This window comes from Phytoactinopolyspora endophytica (assembly GCF_004138495.1).
Classification (GTDB): domain Bacteria; phylum Actinomycetota; class Actinomycetes; order Jiangellales; family Jiangellaceae; genus Phytoactinopolyspora; species Phytoactinopolyspora endophytica.
On record NZ_ML142850.1, the window covers coordinates 505,159 to 515,975 of the forward strand.

The 10,817-nt window shown below is 67.6% G+C and carries 12 protein-coding genes and 1 pseudogene; 6 read left to right on the forward strand and 7 right to left on the reverse strand.

Annotated elements, in window-relative coordinates; translation table 11 throughout:
* Positions 1-161: 161 nt before the first annotated feature.
* Positions 162-1,184 carry a LacI family DNA-binding transcriptional regulator gene (locus tag ELR45_RS05605; protein ID WP_129664102.1) on the forward strand — a complete coding sequence of 341 codons (1,023 nt, stop codon included), beginning with the start codon at positions 162-164 and terminating at the stop codon, positions 1,182-1,184.
* 29 nt (positions 1,185-1,213) lie between these two features.
* On the opposite strand, the gene ELR45_RS05610 is transcribed toward ELR45_RS05605, so the two are convergent.
* Positions 1,214-1,447 carry a hypothetical protein gene (locus ELR45_RS05610; protein WP_129664104.1) on the reverse strand — a complete coding sequence of 78 codons (234 nt, stop codon included), beginning with the start codon at positions 1,445-1,447 and terminating at the stop codon, positions 1,214-1,216.
* A 268-nt stretch (positions 1,448-1,715) separates the two neighbouring features.
* Here ELR45_RS05610 and ELR45_RS05615 point away from each other — a divergent pair, with 268 nt between their 5' ends.
* A complete protein-coding gene (locus ELR45_RS05615) occupies positions 1,716-2,066 on the forward strand; it encodes a DUF6506 family protein (protein WP_129664106.1) in 351 nt (116 codons plus the stop codon).
* Between the two features lie 140 nt (positions 2,067-2,206).
* Here ELR45_RS05615 and ELR45_RS05620 read toward each other — a convergent pair whose 3' ends face one another.
* The 3 genes from ELR45_RS05620 to ELR45_RS05630 all read right to left on the reverse strand — a co-directional run bounded on the left by ELR45_RS05620 (position 2,207) and on the right by ELR45_RS05630 (position 4,266).
* Positions 2,207-2,458, reverse strand: a complete 252-nt coding sequence (locus ELR45_RS05620; protein ID WP_129664108.1) for a type B 50S ribosomal protein L31 — start codon at positions 2,456-2,458, stop codon at positions 2,207-2,209.
* A gap of 72 nt (positions 2,459-2,530) precedes the next feature.
* Positions 2,531-3,313, reverse strand: a complete 783-nt coding sequence (locus tag ELR45_RS05625; RefSeq protein ID WP_129664110.1) for an ABC transporter permease — start codon at positions 3,311-3,313, stop codon at positions 2,531-2,533.
* Complete coding sequence (locus ELR45_RS05630; RefSeq protein WP_129664112.1) at positions 3,313-4,266, reverse strand: ABC transporter ATP-binding protein; 954 nt, start codon at positions 4,264-4,266, stop codon at positions 3,313-3,315. Before ELR45_RS05630 ends, ELR45_RS05625 begins: the two co-directional genes overlap by 1 nt.
* A 131-nt stretch (positions 4,267-4,397) precedes the next feature.
* On the opposite strand from ELR45_RS05630, the gene ELR45_RS05635 reads away from it, so the two are divergent.
* Positions 4,398-5,660, forward strand: coding sequence for a sensor histidine kinase (locus ELR45_RS05635; RefSeq protein WP_205856078.1), 1,263 nt, complete (start codon positions 4,398-4,400; stop codon positions 5,658-5,660).
* Positions 5,657-6,355 carry a response regulator gene (locus ELR45_RS05640; RefSeq protein WP_240759178.1) on the forward strand — a complete coding sequence of 233 codons (699 nt, stop codon included), beginning with the start codon at positions 5,657-5,659 and terminating at the stop codon, positions 6,353-6,355. Before ELR45_RS05635 ends, ELR45_RS05640 begins: the two co-directional genes overlap by 4 nt.
* 55 nt (positions 6,356-6,410) lie before the next feature.
* Here ELR45_RS05640 and ELR45_RS05645 read toward each other — a convergent pair whose 3' ends face one another.
* Positions 6,411-7,484, reverse strand: a complete 1,074-nt coding sequence (locus ELR45_RS05645; protein WP_205856080.1) for an iron-siderophore ABC transporter substrate-binding protein — start codon at positions 7,482-7,484, stop codon at positions 6,411-6,413.
* Positions 7,485-7,941: 457 nt separating this feature from the next.
* Here ELR45_RS05645 and ELR45_RS42520 point away from each other — a divergent pair.
* Together ELR45_RS42520 and ELR45_RS34640 are read left to right on the forward strand one after the other, a co-directional pair.
* Positions 7,942-8,067: pseudogene (locus tag ELR45_RS42520) on the forward strand (type IV toxin-antitoxin system AbiEi family antitoxin domain-containing protein); the annotation flags it as partial.
* Between the two features lie 298 nt (positions 8,068-8,365).
* Positions 8,366-8,917 carry a hypothetical protein gene (locus ELR45_RS34640; RefSeq protein WP_240759179.1) on the forward strand — a complete coding sequence of 184 codons (552 nt, stop codon included), beginning with the start codon at positions 8,366-8,368 and terminating at the stop codon, positions 8,915-8,917.
* A 115-nt stretch (positions 8,918-9,032) separates the two neighbouring features.
* On the opposite strand, the gene ELR45_RS05655 is transcribed toward ELR45_RS34640, so the two are convergent.
* Both ELR45_RS05655 and ELR45_RS05660 read right to left on the reverse strand, forming a co-directional pair.
* Complete coding sequence (locus tag ELR45_RS05655) at positions 9,033-10,049, reverse strand: iron-siderophore ABC transporter substrate-binding protein (protein ID WP_129664114.1); 1,017 nt, start codon at positions 10,047-10,049, stop codon at positions 9,033-9,035.
* A 134-nt stretch (positions 10,050-10,183) separates the two neighbouring features.
* The coding region (locus tag ELR45_RS05660) for an ABC transporter ATP-binding protein (protein WP_240759180.1) at positions 10,184-10,817 on the reverse strand (634 nt) is incomplete at its 5' end.

Sequence of the window (10,817 nt, forward strand, 5' to 3'; positions counted from 1 at the left end):
TCCTTTGAGGAACACGTTTTCCTCAACGTACGACCAAGGAGGTGCCGTGTCAATACGCCCATTTATCACTGTTCATGCGCGTGCGATGTACACTTTGAAAAGACGAGGGAAAGACCTCTGTTGAGACTGAGGAAATACCGGAAATCATCAAGGGGTGGGGGATGACTCAAGGGAGACAGCCAGTCCGTATCATCGACGTCGCCGCACTCGCGGGCGTCTCCGCGAGCACCGTCTCCAAGGCATTGAACAACACGGGCGCGCTCCACGACAGCACCCGGGAGCGGGTACGGGCGGCAGCCGAGAAGCTGGGATTCGTACCGGACACGCGTGGCCGTGCTCTGTCGTCCCGACGCAGTTTCGCGGTCGGGCTGTTGAGCACCGACTCTGCCGGCCGGTTCTCATTGCCGGTCGTCTTGGGAGCCGAGAGCGCCCTCGCCGTCGGTGAGATCTCCGCTTTGCTCGCCACGGCCCGCCACGATCCAGTCCGCGAGCAACACCACGTCCGTACACTTGTGGCCCGCCATGTCGATGGCATCATCGTCACGGGCCGCACCACCGATCCTCGGGAGCCGATCCGGGTCGCGGTGCCCGTGGTGTATGCCTTCGCCCCGTCGTCGGACCCGGACGACGCGTGTGTCGTACCGGATGACGCGGACGGCGTGCGGCAGGTCATCGCACACCTGCATTCGCTCGGCCATCGACGCGTCGCCCACGTCGGGGGACGCCCGGACCAGCGCACGTCACACATTCGCAGGGACGCCGTCATCCGGGCACTTGACGACACCGGCATGGAGCTCGTCGGCGAACCGCTGTTCGGCGAGTGGAGTGAGAGGTGGGGCCGCCACGCCGTCGATATCCTGCTCAGTTCCCACCGGCCGGATGAACCGTTGCCGGTCGACGCGATCGTCTTCGCTTCGGACCAGCTTGCACGCGGCGGCTGTGACCGGCTGCGCGAGCGCGGGCTGCGGGTTCCCGCGGACATCGCCGTCACCGGTTACGACAACTGGGAAGTCATGGCATTGGCAAGCCGGCCCCCGCTGACCACGGTCGACATGCGGCTGGAAGAACTCGGACAGCGGGCAGGCGAACTACTCTTGAACGCGATCGCGGGCCGGCCGTCCCACGGCACGGAGATGGTCGCACCGCGACTGATCACGCGCGAGTCGACCCTGGGCACCGACTGATACGAGCGACATTTCAGGGTAAGCGGCCCTCACCTGCGCAGGTTGCGGATCTGCCAGCACACTGCGGCTACCGCCAACCATATGATCAGCATCACCAAGCCGACCCCCGCCAGCCCTGCGCCGGCGGCAATCTCGCTGGACATGTCATTGTGCGGCGAATCTTCACCGACAGCATGGGTGTACAACATCAAGCCGACTGCGGTGGACACCAGGCCGAGGCCGACAATCACGGTCAGCCAGGGATTGGCCGGTGTGCTGGTCACAGGCTGCACGTGGTGGTTCATGCTGCGTATCCCCCTGTTCTCCGCCCTGTACCGCACCCCCCTTGTTAAAGCTATGCACAGACCAGACATTTGACGCAAGGGGCCAAACGACCCCCTTTGCCGACGATCAAGACCTGACGACCGACCAGTTACGTATGATAACGATTATCCACTGCTCTGATCCGGAGGTTTACCTCAAGCTATATTGAGGTTATAGAGTCAGCACTGTTCGGCGGATCCACCGCATAGCCAACCCTGAGGAGCTCCCTTGACGATCAGCTGGGCCTATATCTACGAACACGTCGGCACGGACTCAGTCGCCGACCGCGCGGTCATCGAGCGGGCAGGTCAGCGCACTGTCCTGGCACCCGTCCCTGACGCGGCCGAAGCACCGGCGCTAGCTCGCACGCTCGTCGAAGACTATGACGTCACACTGATAGAGCTATGCGGCGGCTTCAGCCTTGCGGACGCGGCGAGAGTGGCCGAGGCCGTGGGCGACCGGGTCGCTGTCGGGCACGTGACGTTCGCGGTCGACTCGGTCGCTGCGGCTGCGGCCTACGGCGCGGCCTTCGAATCTGCTGTCACACAACCCCCAGGCCAGGCACCTACCCCTGCATAGGGTTCAGACAACCCGCGGAGGATATGCCCCATCAGCCCGTCTGCCCTTCGGCGGCCCGGACGCCGAAGGGCAGACGCACGAATGACCCGGCGTCGCAGCGCGGACGACCGTCGATCGGCACCGCGCGGCGACGCCACACATCATGAGCGGCCGGCCCCGAACCGGCGACGGAACTTCTCCACCTGACCCGCCGTGTCGAGTATCTTCGCCCGCCCCGTGTAGAAGGGATGGCTCGCGGACGAGATCTCGACGTCCACCACCGGGTACGTCTGACCGTCCTCCCACGTGATGGTCTTGTCCGAGGTCGCGGTGGAACGGGTCAGGAACGCCGTGTCAGCGCCGCTGTCCCGGAACACCACGGGGTGGTAATCGGGGTGGATCCCCTTCTTCATCAGCTCTCCCAACGGTGAACGCGCATGCGATTACATGCTTATGATAATCACTTTCATCACCGTCGACGAACCTCACTTCATCTCGCTGCGCATCACGCGGGCCAGGCCCAGCGCGAAGGGCAACGCCAGCCAGACCGCCACGGACGTTCCCAACTGTGCCCAATCCTTGGAGTTCATCGCTTCCTCCAGTAACGGCTCGGTCGTCGATGCCAAGTCGAGCCATTGCGCAGGTCCCTCCAGCGCGGAGCTGAGCCCCGTAAGGATGCTCCATAGCGTCGGCAGGACGAAGTACAGAACGATGGCGAGCGGCGAGCTGAGGAACACCAGACCGAACGCGATACCCACGAGAACGTTGATCAGCTGGAACAGCGCCGCGAACCCCAGCACATTCCCTCCGAGCGACCAGCTACCCGACGCGTCGGTCACCAGCGGCGCAACAACGTTCGCCAGCGCGGCCAGGCTCACGCACGTCACCAACACACCGGCGACCAGTACCGCGGCCGCGGCTGTCTTCGCCGCCACGACCATCTGCCGTCTCGGTTCGAGCGCGAACGTCGTCAGTGCCGTGCGCTGCGACCACTCGCTGGTCACCGCCAGGATGCCCAGAACCGGAAGCAGGATGCCCACACCTAGCTGTGCGATCTGGAAGAAGCCGCTCAACGACAGGTCTTCCGCATCGCCGGCGACCATCAGGCCGATCATCAAGCCCACCTCGCTGAGCAGGACGATCACCAGCAGGGCCATGCCCGCACGCGTGTTGGTCATCTTGCGCAGCTCGACCCCGGCCAATCGTGCCAGCGACGGCGGAGCCGGCCGGTCGGTACGGACGGAGCCGGAAACAGTCACAGCGGACATCACACGGCCTCCCTGTCGAGCTCGGACGGTTGCACGGGCCGTGTCACCTCAGGCGGCGGCCCGTCGGACGAGGGCGGGCCCGACGAGGTCAGACGCAAGAACATCTCTTCCAGCCCGGCCGAGTCGGCCGGACGGAGCTCGAGCAGGACGATCCCGGCCGCAGCCGCAACCCGTCCCACCGTCTCCGCATCGGACTCGACGGCGAAAGCACCGTCGCGCGTGGCCTTGGCCGTGACGCCGGCATCGGCCAGCACCCTCTCCAGCGCGGACGGCTCCAGCGCACGGACCACCAGCCCGCCCTGGGTCAGCAGCTCGTCCTTGCCGCCGTCCGCGACGATCTGGCCGTGGCCGATGACGACCATGTGATCGGCCACGGCCTCGACCTCACGCAGCAGGTGCGACGAGAGCATCACGGTCCCGCCTCGATCGGCGAAGTCGCGCAGCAGACCGCGCATCCAGAAAATGCCCTCCGGATCCAGGCCGTTGGCCGGTTCGTCGAGGATGAGCACGCTCGGGTCCCCCAGCAATGCATGTGCGATTCCGAGCCGTTGGCGCATGCCCAGCGAGTAGTTGCCCACCCGTCGTTTCGACGCGGCGCCGGACAGGCCTACCTGCTCAAGGATCTCCTCTACCCGGGCAGAGCCGACGCCCAGCAGCTGACCGGAGACGGTCAGCACTTCATGGCCGGTACGACCCGCATGCTGTGCCGACGCATCGAGCAGCACGCCCACGTGCCGCCCGGGGTTGGGTAGGTCACGGTAGGCGACACCGTTGACCGTGGCCGTACCGGACGACGGACGGGTCAGCCCGCAAATCATCCGCATCGTGGTCGACTTCCCGGCGCCGTTCGGGCCGAGGAACCCGGTCACGGTGCCCGGGTGGCAGCTGAACGACACGTCGTTCACGGCCGCGACCGGCCCGTAACGCTTCGTGAGGTGTTCGACAGTGATCATGAGATCTACTCTGTCGCCGCCACCCGGCCCGGCGCGTCGCCCAGGAGGCGAACGTTCCGCAACCAAAGTCGGGTTCTCCATCGACCTTGGTTGCTCCCCGCTCCGTCATCAGGTCCGTACCGTTGTCCAGTGTGAACTCCCGACCGTCCCTGGACACCCGCGGTGCATCCGGTGCTGAGCTGCCCGGCCTGCTGCCTGGACTGCTGCGAACCGATGCGGACATCGACCGCAGCACGCGACGCACGCGCCGCACGCTGCGGGACTGGATCATCGACGTCGTCTGCTTCCTGATCGCCATCGGGATCGGCCTGGCGGGATTCGACGCGGCCGCCGTACACATGACGAGCGAAACGACTGAGCTTGCCGACCTGGTCGCCGGGGCCGCGGCCTGTATCGCGTTGTGGTGGCGACGGCGCTGGCCGGTCGCGCTCGCTGTAGCGGTCGCACCCGTCTCGATCGTCGCGTCCTCTGCCGGGGGCGCCTCGATCATCCTGCTGTTCACCGTCGCCGTGCATCGCCGCTTCACGGTCACCATGGCCGTCGCCGGCCTGCACATGGTCTGCGGGATGCTCTTCTACGGCATTTACCCCGACCCGGAGCTCTCTCCCAGGATGTCGCTCGCGGTGAGCGCCCTGGTGGTCGTCGCCGTCACGACGTGGGGGCTGTTCGTCCGAGCCCGCCGTCAGCTGGTCATCTCACTGCGGGAGCGCGCGCGGCAGGCCGAGTCGGAGGCCTCGCTCCGCGTCGAGCAGGCCCGGCACCTGGAGCGGGAACGCATCGCACGGGAGATGCACGACGTGCTGGCGCACCGGATCTCGCTCCTCAGCGTGCACGCGGGCGCTCTGGAGTACCGTCCAGGCGCCCCCGAGAAGGAGATCGCCGCCGCGGCGTCGGTGATCCGCTCCAGCGCGCACCAGGCCCTACAGGACCTGCGAGACATCATCGGCGTTCTTCGGTCGCAGCCCATAGACCAGGCCGACCCGGAAGGGCCGCAGCCGACGCTCGAACAACTCCCGGCGCTGGTCGAGGAGTCGCAGCAGGCGGGGATGCGGGTCAGCCTCGACGACCATCTCGACGACGGCGCGCAACCGCCGCCGTCCACGGTGGCCCGCTGCGCCTACCGCGTCGTCCAGGAAGGTCTGACGAACGCACGCAAGCACGCCCATGGTGCCGGGGTCCGGGTGACGCTCGACGGCCGGCCCGACGACGGCCTCCAGGTCGAGGTCCGCAACCGCATGCCGGTCGGATCGGCGGCCCGGCCGGAGATCCCAGGCGCCGGCACCGGACTGATCGGGCTGCGCGAACGGGTCGGTCTGGCCGGCGGACGACTCGAGCACGGCACGACACCGGATGGCGACTTTCGCGTGTCCGCTTGGCTACCGTGGCCCTCGTGACCACCGATTCTCCCGCCCCGAGTCCGGCAGCCACGCCGGCCATCCGAGTCCTCATCGTCGACGACGACGCGCTCGTCCGCGCGGGCCTGTCCATGATGCTGGCGGGAGCCCCCGACGTCGAGATCGTCGGTGAGGCCGCCGACGGCACCGACGTCCCGGCAGCGGTCGAGTCTGCGGAACCCGACGTCGTCCTGATGGACATCCGCATGCCCCGCATCGACGGCCTCGCGGCGACGGAGACGCTACGCAGCCGTCGCGACCCTCCCGAGGTCGTGATCCTCACGACGTTCGACACCGACGAGCACGTCCTGCGTGCCCTGCGGGCCGGTGCCACCGGTTTCCTGCTGAAGGACACGCCACCGGCCGACATCGTCGCCGCCATCCGGCGAGCGGCGGCCGGAGAGCCGATCCTCTCCCCCGCCGTCACCAGGCAGCTCATCGCACACGTCGCCGGCGGCACCGGCGGCGACGGCGGCCGGCAGGTCCGGGCGGCAGCAAGGCTCGCGGACCTGTCCGAGCGCGAACACGACGTCGCGCTCGCCATCGCGCACGGCAAGTCGAACGCCGAGATCAGCCACGAGCTCTACATGAGCGTGGCCACCGTCAAGGCGCACGTCTCCCGGATACTGACCAAACTCGAGCTCAACAACCGGGTCCAGATCGCGCTACTGGTTCACGACGCCGGCCTGGCGTGACCACCGGTCTGGCTCCCGGTCCGGCGGCAAGGCGCCGCACGAGCGACGCGCTGCCTCAGCTGGCGGCCGCGCTCCCCTCGACGGCGTCCGCGAGCATCGGGACGAGCTCCTCGAGCAGCAACGGCAGGCTCAACACGGTCACGAACGACGTGGCCGCACCCAGTGGATCACTGGACTCAAGGAAGACCTCCCGCTGCTCGGTGTGCACCGGCAACGACTCGTACAGCGCACCACCCACGTCCTCCGCCTCGGCAGCATCCAGCCAGACGATCGCGTCCACGTCGAGCATCTCGACCCGCTCCTCGCTGAGGTTCGCGCCGAACTCGTCGCCGGTCACGTCCGCCAAGCCGTCCGGCAGCTCGAATCCCAGGGCGGTGAGGAACTGGCCGCGAGGGTCGTCCGGGCCATACACGAAGATGCCCTCGTACGGCGTGGCCATGACGGCGGTAGCCTCGGCGAACGCCGGATACTCGGCACGCGCGGCATCGAACTGGGCTTCGACGTCGTCGATCAGCGCCTCCGCCTCGTCCGCCATACCGACAGCCCGGCCCGTCGTGCGGGTGAGCTCCGCCCACCCGATGCCGTAGTCAACCTGGCCCGCCGGATGGCCGACCGTCGGAGCTATCTCCGACAACCTCTCGTACTCCTCCTCCGTCACGCCGGAGTACAACGCGAGAATCAGGTCCGGATCCTCGGCAGCGATACCCTCGTAGTTGATGTCGGTCGAGTCGCCGACCACGACGGGGGCCTCCCCTCCGGCCGCTTCCAGCTCGTCGGCCGCCCACGGCCAGATCGCACCCGGCTGCTCGCCGAACCATTCGGTCGTTGCCACGGGCACGATCCCGAGTGCCAGCAAGGCGTCCTGGTCCATCAGCCCAACGGCCGCGACCCGCTCAGGCCGCTCGGGCACCGTCGTGCTTCCATACGTGTGCTCGATGGTCACCGGAAACGCCGCATCGCCCGTATCACCGCCCGCGTCACCGCTCGACTCTCCGCCTGCGTCGCCGCCCCCTTCGTCGCCTTCGCCCGTACTCACGTCGTCGGTCGCGTCGTCGCCCGCATCATCCGAGCCGCAGCCGGCGAGCAGGAGCACGCCACACACCAGAGCCGCAAATGCGGCACGGGCCACAGGGCCATGGCCTGGGAACCGCAGAGCCACCCCCACGCTCGCACCCGCGCTCGCACCCGCACCTGAGCTCGCGCGGCCCCCACGCTCGTCCATTCGCAGTCTTCTCACACCACAACTCCCGTCTCGTCGATAGGTGGCACACCATCGGCCAAAGTATCATTAGCCTCACCTTACTTAGGCATACCTTACGGGACCCCGAACAGTCCGCATAAACCACCGGGGTTCGTGGCCTCACGTAACGTTTGGCGGGCCTGGAGATCGTTGTAGCGTTACCTGAGGCCACGAACCGACCGAGGCCCGGCCTTCAGGTCGCACCAGAGCCGTCTATCCACAGCTGCCGTCGTCGGACGTATGCGCCCCGGGGTTCTCCACATTCGGCCAGGTGACCTTCCCCGCGTGTCTCTGGTCGCGAACGATAGGCGACGTGCCCGAACGCGTGAACCACCTGTCAGGTGACGTGGAAGACCTGCTTCTCATCGGCGACGGTCTACTCACGGTTGCCGGCGCACGCGAGGCGGGTATCACGCGGCCGCGGCTTCAACGGCTCGTGCAGGCCGGACTTCTGATCCGGCTAGCCAAGGGCATCTATGCCCGCCGTGAGGATTACGAGAACGCGGAACCGTGGCACGCATTCGCGCTACGCTCACGGGCGTTCACGACGGCGTGCGGCCCGGACGCATACGCAGCCGGCTGGTCGGCCGTGGCAGTTCGCGGCCTGCCCACCGTCAGCCCACCGCCGGAGAAGCCGATGGTCGTGGTTCCCCTGGAAGCGGGGTGGGCGAAGAACTCCACATTCGGCGAGATCAGAAGGGCGGACTTGCCGCCGGAGCAACGTTCCGTCGTCGGCCGCTGTCCGACAGTGACCGACGCCCGGCTGGTCGTTGACATCGCTCGCACCCAGCCCCCGAGAGGACGCATTGGTCCTCGCCGACGCTGCACTGGCATCGGGCACCACCGTGGAGAAACTCACCCATGTCCTCGGGATGCAACTCGGCTGGCCAGGAGCATCCGCGGCGAGATGGGTCGTTGAGCACGCGGACGCCTATGCGGAGTCCCCGCTTGAGGCGTTGGGACGGCTCACGTTCATCGAACACGACCTGCCCGTCCCCGTCTCGAACGCCTGGATCGAGCTCGGCCCGGTGCGGCTCCGCCCGGACCACCTCCTCGACGACCGATGGCTGATCTTCGAAGGCGACGGCGACACTAAGTACAACAACCGTCTCGACGCCGCGACCGTGATCCGTCATCAGCGTGAGCGGGAATGGCAGCTCCGTGAGCACGGACTCGAGGTTCACCGCTATGGCTGGCCGGACGCTCGTCACAGCCGTGGGCAACTTGCCGAGCGGTTCCGGGCGGTGATCGCCGCACACCCGCCACGTACCCACCCGTGTCCTTGGTACCGGGAACGCAGGACGTACCGGCACGTGGCCTAGAAGGCTCGTGGCCCGAAGGACTTCGTGGCCTGACGTAACGTGTGAAGCTCTGGCGGATGCGCGCAGCGTTACGACGGGCCACGAAGGCGAGCGCACCGGCGCCCCGCGCGGGCAGTCATCGCGTGGCGTCGGCGAGCAACGGCACGATGCCGTCGATCGCGTACTGCGTCGCCAGCGTCGTGCCGATCGCATAGGCAGCCGCCAAGTCGCCGTCGATGACGACAGAGCGTCCATCGGCGACGGCCGGCACGGACTGGAACTGGCGGTCCTCGGTGATGTCGGTGGTCGGTATGTAGATGGGAAATGCGACGACGACGTCGGCGTCCAACAGGTCAAGCCGTTCCGGAGAGATGTCCACCGAGAAGCCCTCAGGGCCGGGTTCGAGCTCCTCGATAGTGGGACTCTGCTGGAAGCCGAGCCTCTCCAGGAACACCACCCGCTGAGCGCCCTCGACGTACGCGCCCCAGCCCTCGCTGGTCTTCGGCGCGGCCACCACGGTCTTGCCCTGCCACTCCGGGTGCTCGGCCGCGGCGGCCTCGAAGGCCGCGTCCACCTCGTCGAGCAAGGCGTCGCCCTGCTCCGCCAGGCCCAGAGCTGTGGAGATCATCCTCACCTGTTGCTCGGGGCTGGTGAGGTAGCTGTCGCCGCCGTCAGGCACACCGACGGTCGTCGCGATGGACGAAAGCCGGTCGTAACGCTCCTGGTCACCCGAGCTTTTGACGTCGAGGATGAGATCAGGCTGGAGAGCGGCGACCGCCTCATAGGAGGGCTCGAGCGTCTCGATGATCTCCGGAGGCTCGTCGTACAGCCCTTCCGCCCAGGGCCCGACTCCCTCGCCGCCGAACGCAAGCCAGTCTGAGGCGCCGACCGGTTGCACACCCAGCGCCAGCGCGGTCTCCGCATCGCCCCACCCGAGAGCCACCACACGTTCAGGCTGCTCATCAATGGTGACCTCACCGAACTTGGTCTCGACAACCGCCGGGAACGTGCCGTCGGGTGCGCGCTCACTGTCATCCGCCGAGCCGTCCGGCGCGCTTCCTCCGCCCTCCGTGGCGGTGTCATCGCTCCCGCAAGCAGCGAGGACGAGAGCAGCGGCGCCGGCCGCGATCACCGCGATGCGCGTGAACCTCATGCTGTGAAGAACCTTCCTGTCGTGTCGAAACCCGCTGCACCCTCGGGCCGGGTTTCGTGGGCTCAGGTAACGCACGCGGCTCGGGGAACGCTGCCAGGAGTTACGTCAGCCCACGAAGCCGCCGGTACACCGGCTCACGCGTGTCCGGGCCGCGTGCGGTCACGTCCGAGCGGGGCGACCATGGGCGTCGCGGTGACCGGGTCGGGTACCACCCGGCACTGCAGGCCGAAGACCTCTTCGACGAGGTCGGCGGTGACGATCTCCCGCGGCGCTCCTTCGGCGACGACGCGCCCGTCCTTCATCGCGATCAGGTGGGTCCCGTAACGGGCCGCGTGGTTCAGGTCATGCAGGACCGCCACCAGGGTGTTGCCGTCATGGTGCAGATCGGTGAAGAGCTCCAGCAGCTCGATCTGGTGCGTGATGTCCAGGAACGTCGTCGGCTCGTCGAGCAGAAGCAGGGGCGTCTGCTGCGCCAGCACCATCGCCACCCAGACCCGCTGACGCTGGCCACCGGAGAGCTCGTCGACGAGCCGCGCCGACAGATCCGAGACCCCGGTCGCGGCCATAGCGTCGAGAACGGCCTGCTCGTCGGCGTCGCTCCACTGGCGGATGAGCTTCTGATGCGGGTATCGGCCCCGGGCCACCAGGTCCGCGACCGAGATCCCGTCCGGCGCGATCGAGCTCTGTGGCAGCAACCCGAGCCGGCGGGCGACCTCTTTGGCCTTGTACGAGGTGATCGACTTCCCGTCGAGCACCACTGATCCGGCC

Excerpts from the sequence above, each read along its gene's own strand:
- ELR45_RS05605 (WP_129664102.1), top strand. The coding sequence starts at position 162 with ATGACTCAAGGGAGACAGCCAGTCCGTATCATCGACGTCGCCGCACTC.
- ELR45_RS05620 (WP_129664108.1), bottom strand. The coding sequence starts at position 2,458 with ATGAAGAAGGGGATCCACCCCGATTACCACCCCGTGGTGTTCCGGGAC.
- ELR45_RS05625 (WP_129664110.1), bottom strand. The coding sequence starts at position 3,313 with ATGTCCGCTGTGACTGTTTCCGGCTCCGTCCGTACCGACCGGCCGGCT.
- ELR45_RS05630 (WP_129664112.1), bottom strand. The coding sequence starts at position 4,266 with ATGATCACTGTCGAACACCTCACGAAGCGTTACGGGCCGGTCGCGGCC.
- ELR45_RS05655 (WP_129664114.1), bottom strand. The coding sequence starts at position 10,049 with ATGAGGTTCACGCGCATCGCGGTGATCGCGGCCGGCGCCGCTGCTCTC.